Consider the following 17,695-nt stretch of genomic DNA (forward strand, 5'->3'; position numbering starts at 1 on the left):
AGCTGAGAACATCGGGAGCCGGATGCACAGAAATGGGCACGTCCGGATCTAACTGAGAGGTGCGGGGAATAATATCCCCCATCGACTCAACCCGATGTCTACGATGGTCACTGAGCTGTTAGTGCCAACGGTATACTGTCCTCAATCTCGCAACAGTTTCTGAATGCCAATCAAGTCGAAGCAGCCTGGAAAACGCTCCAGGAAAATTCTCAGGATGCTTACAAAGACGCAAGCATTGGCAATCTAGTAGTTACAGCGTTACAACTGGGTAATTTATCCATTGCCCAGCAAGCGGTTGATTTAGAGTATAGCTACGGAGCGCCAGAATTATTTTTAGATCAAGCATCTCAACTTGCTAAAGCTTACTTCGACCGCGATCGCCCTGAAGAAGCAATAAAAATGCTCGAACGGGCTGTAAATGTTCTCAATAATCAAAAGAAACCTAACGTCTACCTTATCCAACCAATTGAGCGACTTGTCCGACTTTATGCAAAAGTCGGACAAGTCGATGTTGCCCGTCAGCTGATAAAAAAGTTTCTGAATCCGATTTCATCTAATGATTTTTCTTGGCGACAAGAACTTCAGCAATATGTTGATTGCCACCAGAAAGCTTTTTTATAAATCTAGACCAAAGCGGTAGGGGCACAGAAAAAGCTCATTGGTCTCAACTTAACGTAGAAGTTAGGCTTGGCAAGCTTTCGAGGTTTGACCTTCACCCCCTCTACCAATTTTGGTAGAGGGGAGCAAATTCTCTAGTTCCCCTTCTCCCAATTTGGGATTCGGGGTTAGGGGATGAGGGCAAAACGTCTTCTCAAAGCAGATTTTTTCTGAAGTTGACACGTATGAGCATTGCTGTGCCCCTACGACAGATGTGGTTGTCTCGTTCCCAGTCTCTGACTCTTAATGCCTATGTGAGGCTCCGCCTCAAGATTTGCAGCAGATCCGCAATGAGGAGCATTAAGAGCCAGAGGCTAGAAACGAGGTTTTAAAGGAGTTTTGGCTTAAGTTGACACCAATGAGTAATGCTGTGTCGCTACCACAGATGTGGTTCAAATACTTGAAACCTGCTGTAAATCCAGCAATGCCACGCATCTTGGAGATTTCTTTATTATTTAATTTCAACTTTCGTCTGATCCGATTGGAGTTTTCAAACCGAGTTTTCTCGCCCTCTTCATGCAATAGATTGCTGCTTGAGACGCTTATGAGCGTACATTAATTCATCAGACTTGGCGATTAGTTCTTCTAGTGACATATTGCTTTCTGGTGAATAACGCTCTATCCCCATACTCATCGAAAGTTCATAGCTGCGGTTTTGCTGTTGGTTAAAGTTGGCGATATTTGCTTGCAGACACACTTGAATGCTATCAGCGTCCTGAAAGTAGCTGGAGATGAAAACAATGAACTCATCTCCACCCAGGCGGGCAACAATATCCGGGTTCGGAAAACTTTGCTTGAGTAATTGAGCAGCATCAACAATCAAGGCATCTCCCATGTCGTGACCAAGGGTGTCGTTAATCAGTTTTAGCCCATCTAAATCAATGAAGATCACCCAGCAAAAAACTTTCATGCAGTGAACAATTTTTAACTGTTGTTCAGCCAACAAAAAGAAACCACGTCGGTTATGCAAACCTGTTAGTTCATCGGTCAGCGATAACTGCCTTACTTCCATCTCTGCTTGTTTACGGTTGCGAACTTCCTGAATGAGTTCCATCTGAGCGATCGCTTGCCGAGTTAGGCGACGCAGTGCATCCAACTGCTGGTAACTTAAAAGACGAGGAATGGTATCGATCACACACAACGTTCCGATGGGAAAACCCTTGGATGTAACTAGTACAGCACCAGCATAAAAACGAATTTTGGGATTACCTTTGACTAGGGGATTGTTATTAAAGCGATCGTCCTTGAGCGCGTTGGGAACCACTAATATATCGTCTGGTTGAAGAATCGCATGGGCACAAAAACCCAACTCTCTGGGTGTTTCCCTAGCTTTTAGTCCTACCTTAGATTTAAACCATTGGCGATCGCTATCTACTAAGCTAATTAAAGCAATTGGAGTCTTACAAATGTAGGCAGCCAGAGCAGTTAGATCATCAAATGCTTGTTCCGGTAGAGTATCCAGAATATTGTACTCTGCCAATGCTTTGAGCCTTTCTGGTTCATTTTCAAGTAAAGCAACAGCTGGCGTTTTCACAGATGAGTGTCTGAGCCTTAGCCAGGGAAGTCTGGTATGCTGGAAATTTTGCAATAACCACCTGATTACCTTTCCAGCATCAAGGCTGCGTGATACAAACATCTCTGCAATAAAAATCAACATTCGGTTGAATATACAGAAATATTGTATTGCATGATGTTCTTCATGCCTTTGGTTTGCTCTGTTGTTCATATCACCCTAACTTTCACTGGAGAAATTCCCTGACTATATAGATGCTTACAAGCTCTTTTGCCCTAATTCAGGTTGGAAATTATCAGTATATGCGAAAAATTATCAAAGCTTATTATACTGGCAGAGTTCTTCGTCACAACTTGACATTTTTGATCCTGCTATTTTGCATAGATGTACAGAAGTTGCCAGGGTTGGAAGCCGTCCCTGGCAACTTTTCCTTCCCGTCTGTTCTCTACCTGGAGCAATTTCCAGTATCAGCTCAGGCTCGAATTAGTCTTTATATGACTCCAAAATCCCACTGCGAATCATTAGTTGCGGCCAAAACAACACAAAAAATCCCATCCAGGTGACTACAGGGATGGAAACGAGAACTGTTAGCCAGATAGTTTTAAATAGTAACCAGCTACCAGCAATCAGTGTTACACCTGTGAGAACTATAGACCAGGGCTGACACCACCAAGGTTTGTAATTCCAGGGACTTACGGACTTTTGTTCAGACATTGATAAACTCCAAATTTTGCTTAACTAGCGCTTTAGACGGTGATAAATTACCAATTTACAACACAAAAAGCGAGGTAAAACCTGTATTTAGTGGTAAACGTATCAACTGCGATATATACAAAACAAAACTTCCACTGCAAAATTATAAATGCTGACAAGGGTAGAATGGGTTCTTGTCAATAATCAATTACTAAGTCGTATTGTGCTTGGTTATAAATTTGCCACAGCAGACTTTGGATCTCGACCAATAGACATAGGAGTGAAAAAGAATTGTTTTGACGTAGCACTGCTACGTCTCTACAAGGGTTCTGGGTAACGCATATTTAATTTCTGGAGATCGACCAATGGTTCTGCAACAGATCAAGTAGTTACGAATTAAAAATTATTTTATCAATTCTCAAGCATCTCCAACAATTGCACCTCACTTAACTGCGGAATTCCCAAGGATAAGGCTTTTTCTAATTTAGAACCAGCATCTTCTCCTAACACTAAATAATCTGTTTTTTTACTTACTGAATCAGTCAGTTTTCCCCCAGCTTTTTGAATCAAAGCTTTCGCATCATCTCGCTTTAAGGTTGGCAATATTCCCGTAATTACAAAAGTTTTACCTGCAAACTTTTGATTAGCATCACCAACTGTTTTTGTTTCCTCTGTGGCAGCTAATTGCAATCCTTCTGCTTGCAAGCGTTCTATTAACATTTGGTTGGCATCAATCCGAAACCACTGATAGACAGATTGGGCAATTTCAGCACCGATACCGTAAATTCCTTCAATATCTGATTGCTTTGCTGTAGCTAACTGGTCTACAGTGAAGTATTTCTGAGTCAACAATTGGGCATTCACACTGCCAACGTGACGGATACCTAAACCATACAATACCCTTGACCAAGGTTGATTTTTCGATTGTGCGATCGCATCAACCAATTTCTCTGCCGACTTTTTCCCCATCCTTTCCAATGCAGATAGCTTCTCTGCTGTCAACTCATATAAATCCGCAACGGAATGCACCAAACCTTTATCAACGAATTGATACACTAACTTTTCCCCGATGCCTTTAATATCCAAGGCATCACGACTTACCCAATGTTCAATGGAACCTTTAAGAATCGCGGCACAGGAAGCATTGACGCAGCGAGTCACCGCCTCACCTGATTCTCGCACCACAGGTTGACCGCAAACTGGACAATGGCTGGGCATAATAAAGGGTTCGGTGTCAGTGGGACGGAGTTCTTTTAATACCCTCACCACTTCTGGGATGATTTCCCCAGCTTTGCGGACAATCACAGTATCGCCAATGCGGATGTCTAATTGAGCAATGCGATCGCTATTATGTAAAGTTGCGCGGGAAACTGTTGTTCCCGCCAGTTGCACAGGGCGCATCTCGGCTAACGGTGTTAACGCCCCCGTTCGTCCCACATTCACAGCGATATTTTCCACACGGGTAGGCGCTTCTTCGGCTGCGTATTTCAAAGCGATCGCCCACCGGGGGAATTTCTGGGTAAACCCTAGCTGTTCCTGAAGTTTAAAAGAATTCAGCTTCACTACTACCCCATCAGTCATATAGGGTAAATTCAGCCGTTCCGTATCCCAGTATTCATAATATTCTGCCACTTCTGCGATCGAGGCACACAGTTTGTGGTTGGGGTTCACTGGAAAACCCATCTTTTTCAACAACTCCAAGGCTTCCCATTGGGTATTGGCAATACTGGTGTCATCTCTACCAGGAATGTGCAAAGTGTAGCCAAAGAAATCTAACCGCCGTTTAGCGACAATGCGGGAGTCTAGTTGCCTGAGTGTACCAGCTGCGGCATTACGAGGATTGGCAAATAATTGCTCACCTGCTTTTAGCCTTTCCTCGTTGATTTGTTTAAATACTTCCAACGGCAAAAACGCCTCACCTCGCACTTCCACCCTTTCCAGAATTTCTAACCCTTCAAAATTCAAACGCAAGGGAATTGAGCGAATTGTCCGCACATTTTGGGTAATATCTTCACCCATCACTCCATCACCCCTAGTTGTCCCCCTAACTAGAATGCCATCTTGGTAGGTAAGAGCCAAAGCAGAACCATCAATTTTGAGTTCAGCGACATATTCCACTGAGTCTACTTTAGCTACTTGTCGCCGCCAACGCTGATCCCACCCTTGCAACTCATCGATATTAAAGGCATTTTCCAGACTGTACAAGGGGATATTATGCCGCACCGAGGTAAACTGCGTATGCTTAAGCTCACCTACGCGCTGAGTCGGACTATCGGGTGCCGTCAACTCTGGATATTGAATTTCCAGTTGTTGCAATTCTCGATATAGTTGGTCATAGACTGCATCCTCCATGATTGGAGTATCTAAAACGTAATAAGCATAGCTGGCTTGTTGCAATAACTGGCGCAATTCTTCTGTGCGCTTTACTTCCGGCTTAATCTGTGTCATTAGACTTATTACAAAATACCTAGCCAATACAATTTACAGCTGTTTTCAGGTAAATAGACCACAACTGAGACGGGGAGTAGTGTGGTTCAAATAAATGAAAACAGCTGTAAAGATGATCAAGGCTGCTTTTGCAGGTTTTGTTTGCATCGCCGCTACTAACTGTCGTCCGGTCAAGCTACTTCATATAAAAATTGGGTTTGGCCAATCAGTTTGCCATTAACAGAGGTACTTTAGGCAAACTTAACAAATAATTTTTTCTTATATAGGACTTACACAATAACTCTCTGAAACTCTTATTCCTTCTCTACGAGACGCTGCGCGAATGCGTCCAACTCTTCTCTACCAGAGGCTGCGCGTAGCTTGCTTTTTTAAATATTGGATTTTGGATTGTTGGCGGAGCCTCTCGTAGAGAAGATTCAAAATCCAATATTTAAAATCTAAAATTTAGTCAAGAAGCTGAAACCATTTTATTTCATAGATGCCAAAGTCCGGTGTCCAATTATTCCGTCTGCTCTTAAGCCTTTAGATTTCTGAAATTTCATCACGGCTGAACGTGTGTTGCGATCAAATACACCATCCACATTTCCAGTATAGAATCCTTGCTGCTTTAAAGAACTCTGAGCAGTTTTGACTGCCTCTCCTCTGCTACCGACTCTTAGTACGTCACTATGGTTTGCCATACTATTAGACCTCTGCTTGGCATGAACCTTTTGCATAGCATTAGGCTTTTTCATGGTGTTGCCCTGCTGCATATTTTGAGCAACGTCGGAAGCAGTAGTCGGATTGTGACTTTTATTATTGGTTAAAGAGTAAGCAGGCATAGCAGTAGCTAAAGCCAAGGCGGGGAGCAAAGCAAGTACTTTCCAATTCATCTTTTTGTTCCTTCTAACTATGAGAATTCTGACAATGTTGATTAGAAGAGTCATCCTAATAAGGGTTAGTGGCTTATAGTGATTCTTCTCTGTAGACTCTGATGTGTGGGTTTTGTATAGAGTGAGCCTAAGTAGAGCGGCGTAAATAATTAAAGGTTTGTAGTGAGGACTTTACTCCCCAAATGAGGGCTTCAGCCCTCACTACAAAATAATCTCAAGAATTTTTACATTACTTAACTTACTTTTATTTATTCTCACCTACTTACTTATTTTTAACCCTGAGCTTTAGCATTACACGTTATATTGACAGAGCTATGGCAATATTGTGACGAAAGCATGACTAATTCATTTATAATTGTGTCGCAATTTTGAATTTTGAATTTCGCCTTGCGGTATTAGTACACTGTGGTAGAAGTTTGCCTATCTTTAACAAGTTGGTTGAGTAGGGGCAATACCCTGCGGTCAGCTAAAGCTACATGAATTGCCCCTACTTGTCTGGTTAATTGAGATGGTAGCTGGATTTAGGCCGTGCTGTACTAGTCCCTTTTCTGTTCATCGCCTAACATTTTCAATAATTTTCTGGCAACTAAAACGCCCATAACTCCAGCACCAACTAATTCCACCGCTTGCACCACTTTTTTGCCTATATCTTGAGGGTTGAGGTGGTGATGAAAAATTTTCTCATCCACCCATTCAGTTGTGGCTTTAAAATCATGAGTTGGTGTTGGCAATAACGTTAAATAAGTGGCTTGACGGATTAAATGCGCGGGTTCGCCTGCAACTTCAAAAACATTGAATAAGTTAGCAGCAGCGTCATTTATCCCCAATTTCAAGAGAGTTCCACGGATGTTAACCTGAGCCGGTTTGGTGTCTTCTCCTAACGCTAATGCTTTCAAATTACTAGCAATATTAGCCCCTTGTTGATAGGCTACTTGAGCTGTAGATGGTAGGGAATTCTCCTGAACTGCCGCACAATCACCACCTGCAAAAACTTCTGGAAAGTCGAGCAATTGCATCGTTGGAGTAACTAGGAGGCGATCGCGATGATCTCGATGTTCTTTGGAAATTGCCAAGTCTTTAATCAGTGGATGGGTAGAAGTCCCAGCTGTCCAAATTGTAGTATATGTTGCTAATGTCTCGACTTGCTCATTGCGCTTATATTCAATTGCATTGGGATGGATAGCAGTGGCTTCTGCTCCGGTGAGTATTTCAATTGGCACAGCGCGTTTCTGCAATTCCCGTTCAGCAATTTCACGTAAGGGGTCATTAATATCACCATTAAGAATTTCTTTACCGGGATTGAGCAGTACCACGCGAATTTCACTCTTATTGCCTCCCAAAGCGCTATACCAATGTGGGAGGAAATCAGCTAAAGTTGCTGCCATTTCTACGCCGGAAGCACCACCACCAACCACGATTACTGTTAACAGTTTTCGGCGTTGTTCTAAATCTTCAGTTTGCACTGCTTGTTGTAGACGATCGCGTAAATGCCGATCCAGAGCGATCGCATCTTCTTGCGTCCAGAAAGGAAAGGCATTTTCTTTGGCTCCCTCAATTTGATGATAGGCAGTAACGCTGCCCAAAGCTAATACTAAGTTGCTGTAATTGTAGGAGTTTCCCGAAGTTAATTTGACTGCCTTTTGATCCAAGTCTATCGATTGCACTGTATCTTGAACAAAGATCACACCACTACCTTTAAGTAATTCCGAAAAACGTGGGACTACTTGCAAGGTATCCATCTCGCCATCGAAATATTCATAGAGTAACGGCTTAAAGCAAAAGCGCTCGTCTTTATCAATCAAGATCACAGAGCGAGGATAATTTTCGTGAGCTAAGTGCAAGGCTGTAAATAGCCCTGCAAACCCACCACCGACAATCACAGTTTGATAAACTGGGGTGTTCATATAATCCCTTGCAAATATTGTGAAATCAGGATGTTCAATTAATCAGAGCTTCTCTTATAGGAATAAAAACAAAGCAATCAAACTAACGCTGAGGATCACAGCCAATCCAATCGCGTATTCAACTCTCCGACTAAAAAATCCTACAGCAGCAACCAAGGCGATCGCTAGCCCGATAATGCCAATATATTGCTCTTTTTGTAAATCATGTGCAATTAGTGGGTCTTTTCCTGGTGGTGCAGTTTCTTGAACTGTTTTTGGGGCGCGTTCTGACGCTGGTATTTCTTGGATGAATAAATTCATAAAGTTACTCCTGAAAATGCTTGGTGAACTGAAGATTTTTATGCCCGCCAAAGATAGAGAAGCGAGAAAAGGAAAACCCAAACTACATCAACAAAGTGCCAAAATAATGTGGTTGCACTTGTACCGAAGTGAGTCTGATTATAATTGCCTGGAATAAATGAGCGAATCAGCATAATTATCTGAAGCACAACACCAGCCAGAACGTGTAAACCGTGGAAACCTGTTAGTAAGTAAAATGTGGAACCAACTAATCCTGTAGTCAGCTTAAAATCGAGATTTTTCCACTCAATTAATAGACCAATTAGGAAGTAGATTCCCATTGCGATCGTCATCAGCCATAGCCAGCGAAATTTAGTGAGATGATTACGCTTGAGAGCATTTTCTGCTGGTTGAATAACAAAGCTACTAGAAAGTAATACTACCGTATTAATAATTACAAGGGTAGACAATTCTGGCCCAGAAATACCGCGTGGTAGCCAGTTAGTAGTATTCAGTCGCAGAGCAACATAAGTAAAAATAAAACTCAAAAAGATGATGCTCTCTGATAGCAGAAAGACGGTAAACCCGAACATTCCTTTACCATGATGATCTTCATGACTCCCACCACCACTTGGCAGGAAGCGCTGCAACCAATTTGGTAGGCGTAGGAGCCACTTTTCAAAACGGATCGGACTTTCATCTAGATGAATGGGGCGAGGTTGCATAATATCATGTCCGCTTGATTGCTTATTAAACCCGAAGAACCCCACCCCGCCAAAGCTATGCTTTGTCTCCCCTCCCCGCCGGCGGGGAGGGGTTGGGGGTGGGGTTCTTTTATTATGGGTAATCTGGCGGACATGATATAACTCCTTACTCACCGTTATTAGAATTTTTTATTATTGAGTATTTGGGATCGCCATAGTCGTAGGGGGGTCTTGTCACAACCGGAATCTCGACAAAGTTATCTCGTGGAGGTGGTGAGGAGGTTGTCCATTCCAATCCAGTAGCGTGCCAAGGATTATCAACCGCCCTTGGACCGTATAGCCAAGAACCAACAATATTGGCAATAAAGGGCAGAGTAGATACTCCCAGCAAGAATGCGGCTAAACTAGCGATGACGTTCCATCCTTGATACCGTGGATCGTAGGAAGAGACTCGGCGCAACATCCCTTGCAAACCTAATGGGTGCATGGAGAAGAAGGTAATATTGGCAGGGATAAAAGTCAGCCAAAAATGCAGCTTGCCCCAACCTTCAGCGTACATCCTTCCAGTTATTTTGGGAAACCAGAAATAAATGGCTGCGAAGATTGCCATCGTGATCGTGTTGAAGACGATGTAATGGAAGTGACCGACTACAAAATAGGTGTTGTTGACGTGAATATCAAAGGGCGTTGCAGCCAGCATCACACCAGTAACGCCACCGAAAATAAACATGGCTGCTGCTCCCATCGCAAATAGCATTGGTGTTTCTAAATGCAGCTTGCTTTTCCAGATAGTGGCAGTCCAAGCAAATGCCTTCACACCAGTCGGTATGGCAATCAGCATCGAACTAAACATAAAAGTCATCCGCATCCAGCCAGGGGTAGCACTGGTGAACATATGATGCACCCAAACGAAGATGCTAAGAAAAGCAATACCTAAAGTAGCGATCGCAACTGACCGATAACCAAACAAAGGATTCCGGGAAAAAGCTGGCAGAATCTCCGCAATAATACCGAAGGCTGGTAGTGCCATGATATAAACTGCCGGGTGAGAATAGAACCAGAATAAATGCTGGTAAATGATCGGATCGCCACCTTCTTCTGGTTTGAAGAATTGCGTACCGAAAGCGAGGTCAAACAACAGCAGTATTAATGCACCTGTCAAGGCTGGTAAGTTAATCAACTGCAACAACTGGGCGCTGAGAACTGACCAAACAAACACAGGCATCCGAAAAAACGTCATCCCTGGTGCCCGCATCCAAAAGATTGTAGTCACAAAATTGACAGCCCCCATGATCGAAGAGATGCCAATCAATATTAGACTGACGATCCAAATGAATTCACCGTTAATTACTTGTCCGAGGGGAAATTGCAGGCTGACTGGTGGATAAGACCACCAACCTGCCTGTGCAGTCCCATTAGGTAGCAAAAAGCTCGATATTAGCAAAATACCTGCTGGTGGCAGAATCCAAAAAGAGATGGCATTAAGTAAAGGAAACGCCATGTCCCGCGCTCCAATCATTAACGGCACTAAGTAGTTAGAAAGTCCGGCATTGAAGGGGATAATCCACAGGAAAATCATGATTGTCCCGTGCATGGTGAACAAGCCGTTGTAAAGGGGGCGATCAACCAGATTCGATTCGGGAGTCAGCAGTTCGGCACGAATGATCATCGCCAACAGCCCGCCAATCAGGAAGAAAATAAAGGTCATCACCATGTATTGAACACCGATCACCTTATGATCGGTGCTGAAGCTGAAATATTGCCGCCAGTTATCAAGAGGCTCTCTATCCTCCGCGATCGCTTCACTGAATTCATGTGTCATTACTTACCTTCCTTTTATTAGCTACAGCAGGTTGATCGGGTGCGACAGTGTACCAGCCGCTTTTAAATAATGTCTTTGCTGCTTGAATATGTTCAGCAACTGCCTGATTTTTTATAGCCGTTGGTTCGCTAGCCGTTTGGGTGAGCCACTGGTTATACGCTTCAACAGATTCAACGTATACATCTGCTTCCATCAACGCAAAGTAAGTACCGCTAAATTGAGAATCTTTCAGCTTATATTTTCCCGTGCGAGTCGGCGTTAGCACAATGTCAATGTCGCGTTTGGGGATTATATCCTGTTTTAAGCGGAACTCAGGGACGTAGAAACCGTGGATTACATCTTGTGCGTGCATATTCAAGCGGATGCTACGATTTACTTTTAGGTGTAATTCGTTACTGCTAACATTATTTGGATAGCGGAAAGACCACTCCCACTGTTTAGCGAAAACATTAATAGTTTCAGAAGCAGGTTTGGGAACGTCGCTCACTATTGCAGCATTAGCTGATTCTGAGAGCAGATGCAAATGCACGATTTGTCCCAAACCCAAAATATTTAATTGCTGATAAATATTGAAGCTTTGAAAAGCAATCCACAACACCAGCAGAGTCGGGGTTGCTGTCCAGAGAATTTCTAGTCTCACATCGCCCCTAGAAGGGTGTCCTTCGCTGTAGTCGTCTTTTGATGCACGAAAGAAAAGTACCGAATACAACATCATCCCAACCAGCCCAAGCAAGATGAAAGCTCCAATTGAAACTAAGAAGCTAAATAAATCATCTACTTTTTTTGCTTCGGCGGTGGCTTGAAGAGGCATCCAGGAGAAGGCTAGCTGTCCAATCCAATGGCTAATAACGAGCAAAACTGCGATATAACCAGCTATTAGTAAATATTCTAAAAATCTAAACATAGCAATTTTTGTCCAAAGTCCAATACGCACTCATCATCTATTGCACTTTTAATTTACATTTATGTCCCTGGCTTACCTCACCCTCAATCCCTCTCCTTATAAAGGAGAGGGAAGCTAGAGACAGAATGAAGTTTTGCATTTTATTTAATCCACGTTCCTCAGTGCTTCTGGTTTGATTATTTAAGCAGCAAATCAGGATTTGTACCCTGTTGGAGTAATTTTGCAGCAGTAACGTGAATTCCAAACTCTTCTCCCAATTGCGCCCCCAAAGTTCCGTGAACATATAAAATGCCTAATATCGCAATGCCTAGTAACAAGTAACTCCACTGCACCTGCCTTGATGAATTTTTGCGCCAGCGATAGCGCTGTAAGCCTCTCCACACAGTCATGGCCACGATGATCCCCAACAGGAACACGCCACCCAAACCATGCAAAAGCATTGTCAAAGGGGCGCTCAAACCCCAAGCACTTTTTTCATTGACTGGCGGGTTTGCTAGCAGTAGCTCAAAAAATCCCACTGCAACAGTGAAAAAAGTGAGCGTTGCCGCCGCCAGCAGATTGTACCACCCGACATCGAAAAGACCCGCACGGATCGCAGGAAGACCTAAAAATTTGAAAATCCGTTTTTCTATAGGAAAGAATGTGCCTGCTATATCAAACAGGACGGCGATGATGAATAAACCCAGTGTCAGATGCACCAGTTGCGGATGCATTGGGATTTCGTAGGGTAGCCCGTTAGCACCCAACTTCAATCCCAACTGCTCAATGAGCTGCGAGTTCATGGTGATACTCCCTTCTTCATCGCTTCAACGACTGGCTCGACATGTAGCCCGTATACCCAAAATAGCTTGCTCCCCAGATACACTTGTAAGAACACCAGACAAATTAAAAACATTGTGGCACCCAGATAAGCAGGTGGTACTTTGTGTGGGCTGCGGTTGCGAATCACAAAACGCCAAGCTGCGATCGCCACGACAATAGCCGCAAGTGACCAACCTAAAATGGTATGATAATTCACCGTTGGCTGGACAGAAACGTAAATGTTTGCTAAACCCGCTTCAAACTGACCAAATATCACTGCTAGAAAAATTGCGATTGCCGCAACAAACATATTCCAGAAACTTACCTCAAATAAACGCACGTTGCGAGTGAAATAGCCGACAACATCGCAGAAGAAAGAAAAAAACACCATCGCAATCACAAAATGAACGACGATCGGGTGCAGTGGGTCAGGGTATGGTAGATTCTGACTATTCAGTGGTAAGGCGGACATCGCTTTTTCCTTGGTATATCTAGGCGCTGTGATTACTTGTTTTGGTCAAAATCAAATTCAGTATTGACTGTTTAAAGATTTTTAATTTTGCAAATACATCTAATAATATAGAATTCCTAATCAGAGATATCTAAAAAGTTCGCAAAGAAACTACTGCCTTAGGGATGAGTTACATAAAAATAAGTTACTTATTTCTTGCTAAGGGCGATCGCTATCTATATATATACTGATATCCTTTTCTCCAGCAGTGAATTCACTCACCTCGTCCTTTGGGTAAACAACAGTAATACACCCGACAACCTCCGACATATTATATCAGCCAGCATTCGCTCATAGATCAGCGTGTGCTGTTTCACTGTTTATTCATCAATTAAGGTATTTATTTATAGTAAGTAAATAGTAAATCTACTTAAGAAAAAATTAATTTAAGCGATAAAGTTTATCTAAAGTTTGTCGAATACTAATGTTACTTTATACATAAATTAGAGTTTCTTGCTTAAGCTTGATTAGTAATCAATAAGTGCAAGAAAATGAATAATTTTTGGAGTATTTTAATGGTTTCTAGCCTAGCAGGACTGGAAATCTTATCTGCCACTAAAGCTCAAGCGGCGTCTTTCGAGATTGACCCTGCCTACACTTTTTTAAGAACTTATGCTGATACAACTGATTACAACGGTGTTAAGACCATTGCTGGCGACGTTAAAGCGATCTCTCTGTCAGATAATGGTCTTCAAAGTGGAGATTTCATCCATTTGAGTACCTCTGGTGAATTTAACTTCAGTGTTTGGAACCCTGGTAACATGAGCGACATGATTGGCGTATTCAGTGCTTCAGATAAACTCGTTGATGCATCTGCATCTGCTGAAAAGCGAGTAGTTGATGCTATTGGTCTCAATTCAAAAGATAGTAATAAATATGGTTACACTGATAAAACCTGGACTTCTCGCACCCTGTTTGACTCAAATTACTACTCAGACTCTACTTTCGACTCTGCTAAAAATGCTTATATGTGCAGTGGTATGAGTTTAAGCGATCCTAGTAGAACGTGCGGTCAAAAAACATTATTTGATGGTATTTTCGGTATCTTCAGCGACATAACCCTTCAGATTCCAACCAACGCCAAGTTTTTGTTCCTTGCTGTTAATGATAATTTTTATAGTGATAACACTGAAAAGATGTTACTTAATATTAGCAAAACAGAAACCATAAATACTCAGGTTGCAATTCCAGAAGCAAATACCATCCTTGGTATTGGTGCTACAATTGCACTAGCCTTAAGAATGAAGCGTAAAAAGCAGATTGCTGAATAATTATTGGGAGCATGATCAGGCAGAGATTTAATAATTGTTGATCCGGCGAAAGCAGATTGTGATTAAGAAACTATTGGTTAAGTTTCTGAATTGGGGGATTGCGATTGTAGATCGTGGGTTGGTTAACTCGAATGAGTAGCGATCGCTCGTCTGAAAGAATGTGTGCAACAGGGCTGGGGTGAGAATCCGACTAATTTGTTCATCATATCTGTGGTAATTGCTCCTACTCTTTACTGAGTTGCCAGCACCCTTCGAGTCTTATCATCCATCCTTCACCCGTCAATTTAGGAACTTGACTTATTTTTCCAGAAATGTCCAGACTCCTTCATCCCAATCTGATTCTGTTGGGGGTGATTGTAACCAATGCTGACAACGCAACAGATGCAACATAGCAGCTTTGTCCTGGTTGTCTGCTGCCAAAACATTAGCAAACTCAGCTCTTGCAAGAGAAAACTCCTGCTTGAGGTAATACTCGCGCCCTTTCTGATAATGCTCAATCACTTGCAATTTTTCGCTTTCAATCGGATTGGAACGCAAACCCAGTAATTCATATATGGCTACTGGTTCATTTCTGCCCTTGACACGAATGTAATCCAATTCCCTAGCCCAAATATTATCTTGGCATGGTTTAAAAGTGTTATAGCTAATAATAATATCGCAACCATACTGTTTACTGACACTTTCTAATCGGGAGCCAAGATTAACGCCATCGCCAATGGCGGTAAATTCCATTCGCTTGCTAGAGCCAATATTCCCACTAATCACGGTATCAGAATTGATGCCAATGCCGATCTTGATTTTGGGCTTATTAACTGCGTAGCGACGTAGATTAAATTCGTGCAGCCGAACGCGCATTTCTAAGGCTGTTTGCACTGCCATCCAAGCGTGTTCTTTCAACGGTAGGGGAGAACCAAACACAGCCATGATGGCATCGCCGATGTATTTGTCAAGGGTGCCTTTATGTTTAAAGACTGCCTCCACCATTGATTCAAAATATTCATTGAGCATACTCACCACTTCTTCTGCTTCCAAGGTTTCCGTTAAAGTGGTGTAGCCGCGAATATCGGAAAATAAAATCGAAACTTCTTTGCGATCGCCTCCTAGTTTAGCATCATCCAATTTCAGCAATTCTTCGGCTAATTCCTGGGTCATGTAGCGGTACATCGTACTCTTGAGCCGCTTTTCATCACTGATATCTTCCATCACCACTAGCGCCCCACGAATTTGCGCTTGGTCGCTAGCATCGGCAATTGTGTTAATCGATAAATTAATACTGTGCGGTTTTATGCTAGTACTTATGAGTGTGCGATCGGGGTAATATTGCTGGCGGCCTTTTAAATCAACTGCGTGTAAAGCATCCTGATACCACTTGCTAAAGTCACCTTCTTTGATGGCGATCGCATCAGTAACTAATTTACCTTCTAACCGATCTTCTGGCTCCAGTCCTAGCAAACGCTTGGCGCTTTCATTGGCGGCAATAATTAATCCAGTTTTATCAGTGGAAACCACTCCATTGGAAAGACTACGCAGAATATCCCGTTGCATTTGTTCTTGTTGCTTGACTGTGGCAAACAACTGGGCATTATGTAGTGCTACTCCGGCTTGAATATTAAAAGCTTCCATGAACTCTTCATCGTTGCGGTCAAAGCTAGCTTGGAAGCAGTCGGGAGCTTTCGGCCAATCAGCTGGATTATAAGGAGGAAAATCACCAGATTTCTTTTTATTTACAAGTTGGGTAACGCCAATTAGTTGTTCATCGCCGTTAAACACTGGCATACAAAGTAAGCTACAAGTGCGATAGCCATTTTGCTGGTCGAATTCTTTGGATGTCTTCGAGTCAGGATGGTTGTGCAAGTCAAAGGCAATATTGAGTTTTTTGCCAGAAACCGCCACTAGACCAGCAAAGCCTTTACCTACGGGGACTCGCAACTCCTTAGTTGAACCATCGTCCTGGGTGATTTTCGTCCATAATTCATTACGATCGCGGTCTATTAACCATAGTGTACTGCGATCGGCATTCATCAGTTCTTTGGCTTCATCCATCACCCGCTTGAGAGTGTCTTCTAAGTCGAGACTGCTTTGAGAGAGGGACTTGATCGCTTTCATGAGCGCCGCCACTGCTCTTTGTTTTTGAGTTGCTATATAAAAAGAGCGCGAGGATTCTAAAATTAGGCGAATCGAAGGAGCAAATTCTTGAAATAATTGCTCGTCAGCATAGATAAAACCTTTGGTATCAATGCGCTCTGCAAGTGGAGCATCGGGCTTATTCTCAGATTTTAATTTATTCAGTAATTGTACTACTGCAACTAATTGCCCATGTTCATTTAAGAGGGGCAAAGCTAGCATCGTGTAGGTGCGATAGCCAGTTCTTTTTTCTTGTTCTTGGGCAAAATGCGATCGCGGATCACTATAAAAATCAAAGGGAATATTGATAACTTCCTTGAAGGTGGCGACTTCCCCAGCAATGCCTTTATTGGCGGGGATGCGAATTTCTAAAGAGCGATCGCCCTCCCCCTCAGCCAGAATTGACCAAAGTTCTTGTTTTTCTTCATCCAATAAAAATATCGTTGTCCGATCTGCCCCCAGTAATTCCCCGGTTTTCAAGGTAATCGAATGCAACATTTCTTGCAGAAGAGTTTCAAACCCCTGAGAATCCAGCATTGATAGGGTTTGATGGACAATCTGTAATTTTTGCTCGACATCCCTAACTACCTGTTTAAAAGTATCCTGAGTCAAGGGAGCAAGAAACGTAGAAAAGGTTCCTTGTCTTCTGGCAAGAGCACCCACAGGAGCAGAATTTGCTTGTAATTCGAGGTTTTCTTGGTTGTGAATACCAATCATTAAATCGGTGGTCTCCCCAGAACTTACTTGATACACTGACATAATTGGTATTTTATATAGCAGGATGAGATTTTAGATTTAACAATCAAATTAAATTTATGTAAGTGGTGCTAAAAGCAACAATTAATTGGTTGATATTATCCATAGTTTAATCGCTTGTTTAGCTAGCGTCATCCTATCGAAGAAGTTGGAAGGCAATTACTAACAAGCGTGGTCTGACCAGAGTGCAGATGCAGTCAGATTCAGAACCCCTGCTACCCTTTATACACAAGTCTTCTAGAGTTGCCCAAAACAAAACAAAAACCTCACCCTGTCCTGACGGACATCCCTCTCCTTATCAAGGAGAGGGACAGGTTTTGCGTAGCAGAACCAGGGTGAGGTTTCTTTGGGCTATTCAATAAACCGTAAATTGTGTTAATAGAGACTTGTGTGTGCAGGGTAGCTTCCCAAGTAGGGAAAGACAGGGGGAGAAAAT

At 42.6% G+C, this 17,695-nt stretch carries 14 protein-coding genes; 2 read left to right on the forward strand and 12 right to left on the reverse strand.

Going from position 1 to position 17,695, the window contains the following annotated elements; translation table 11 throughout:
• Window positions 1-399: 399 nt before the first annotated feature.
• Window positions 400-621 carry a hypothetical protein gene (locus V7K15_RS19205; RefSeq protein ID WP_334907700.1) on the forward strand — a complete coding sequence of 74 codons (222 nt, stop codon included), beginning with the start codon at window positions 400-402 and terminating at the stop codon, window positions 619-621.
• A 550-nt stretch (window positions 622-1,171) separates the two neighbouring features.
• On the opposite strand, the gene V7K15_RS19210 is transcribed toward V7K15_RS19205, so the two are convergent.
• The 11 genes from V7K15_RS19210 to V7K15_RS19260 form a co-directional block, all read right to left on the reverse strand.
• Window positions 1,172-2,383 carry a sensor domain-containing diguanylate cyclase gene (locus V7K15_RS19210; RefSeq protein ID WP_334907703.1) on the reverse strand — a complete coding sequence of 404 codons (1,212 nt, stop codon included), beginning with the start codon at window positions 2,381-2,383 and terminating at the stop codon, window positions 1,172-1,174.
• A gap of 270 nt (window positions 2,384-2,653) precedes the next feature.
• Window positions 2,654-2,884 carry a DUF6737 family protein gene (locus V7K15_RS19215; protein WP_334907705.1) on the reverse strand — a complete coding sequence of 77 codons (231 nt, stop codon included), beginning with the start codon at window positions 2,882-2,884 and terminating at the stop codon, window positions 2,654-2,656.
• A gap of 390 nt (window positions 2,885-3,274) precedes the next feature.
• The gene (gene ligA / locus V7K15_RS19220) at window positions 3,275-5,311 is read right to left on the reverse strand and encodes an NAD-dependent DNA ligase LigA (protein ID WP_334907707.1); all 2,037 of its coding nucleotides are present in this window, start codon (window positions 5,309-5,311) and stop codon (window positions 3,275-3,277) included.
• Window positions 5,312-5,778: 467 nt separating this feature from the next.
• The gene (locus tag V7K15_RS19225; RefSeq protein WP_334907709.1) at window positions 5,779-6,183 is read right to left on the reverse strand and encodes a peptidoglycan-binding domain-containing protein; all 405 of its coding nucleotides are present in this window, start codon (window positions 6,181-6,183) and stop codon (window positions 5,779-5,781) included.
• A 536-nt stretch (window positions 6,184-6,719) separates the two neighbouring features.
• Window positions 6,720-8,087: an NAD(P)/FAD-dependent oxidoreductase gene (locus V7K15_RS19230; RefSeq protein ID WP_334907711.1), complete on the reverse strand. Its 1,368-nt coding sequence runs from the start codon at window positions 8,085-8,087 to the stop codon at window positions 6,720-6,722.
• A 54-nt stretch (window positions 8,088-8,141) separates the two neighbouring features.
• Window positions 8,142-8,387: a hypothetical protein gene (locus tag V7K15_RS19235; RefSeq protein WP_334907713.1), complete on the reverse strand. Its 246-nt coding sequence runs from the start codon at window positions 8,385-8,387 to the stop codon at window positions 8,142-8,144.
• Between the two features lie 38 nt (window positions 8,388-8,425).
• Window positions 8,426-9,091, reverse strand: a complete 666-nt coding sequence (locus V7K15_RS19240) for a cytochrome c oxidase subunit 3 (RefSeq protein WP_334907715.1) — start codon at window positions 9,089-9,091, stop codon at window positions 8,426-8,428.
• Window positions 9,092-9,236: 145 nt separating this feature from the next.
• Window positions 9,237-10,892: a cytochrome c oxidase subunit I gene (gene ctaD / locus V7K15_RS19245; protein ID WP_334907717.1), complete on the reverse strand. Its 1,656-nt coding sequence runs from the start codon at window positions 10,890-10,892 to the stop codon at window positions 9,237-9,239.
• Window positions 10,882-11,796: a cytochrome c oxidase subunit II gene (locus V7K15_RS19250; RefSeq protein WP_334907719.1), complete on the reverse strand. Its 915-nt coding sequence runs from the start codon at window positions 11,794-11,796 to the stop codon at window positions 10,882-10,884. Before V7K15_RS19250 ends, ctaD begins: the two co-directional genes overlap by 11 nt.
• A 176-nt stretch (window positions 11,797-11,972) precedes the next feature.
• Entirely contained in the window at window positions 11,973-12,578 is a 606-nt protein-coding gene (locus tag V7K15_RS19255; protein ID WP_334907721.1) for a DUF2231 domain-containing protein, read from the reverse strand.
• A complete protein-coding gene (locus tag V7K15_RS19260) occupies window positions 12,575-13,069 on the reverse strand; it encodes a DUF2231 domain-containing protein (RefSeq protein WP_334907723.1) in 495 nt (164 codons plus the stop codon). Before V7K15_RS19260 ends, V7K15_RS19255 begins: the two co-directional genes overlap by 4 nt.
• Window positions 13,070-13,599: 530 nt before the next feature.
• Between V7K15_RS19260 and V7K15_RS19265 the strand changes: the two genes are divergently transcribed.
• Window positions 13,600-14,379, forward strand: a complete 780-nt coding sequence (locus V7K15_RS19265; protein WP_334907725.1) for a hypothetical protein — start codon at window positions 13,600-13,602, stop codon at window positions 14,377-14,379.
• A gap of 297 nt (window positions 14,380-14,676) precedes the next feature.
• Here V7K15_RS19265 and V7K15_RS19270 read toward each other — a convergent pair whose 3' ends face one another.
• Window positions 14,677-17,262, reverse strand: a complete 2,586-nt coding sequence (locus V7K15_RS19270) for a GAF domain-containing protein (protein ID WP_334907727.1) — start codon at window positions 17,260-17,262, stop codon at window positions 14,677-14,679.
• Window positions 17,263-17,695: the final 433 nt, after the last annotated feature.

The sequence above is a fragment of the Nostoc sp. genome (genome assembly GCF_036919815.1).
GTDB lineage: Bacteria > Cyanobacteriota > Cyanobacteriia > Cyanobacteriales > Nostocaceae > Nostoc.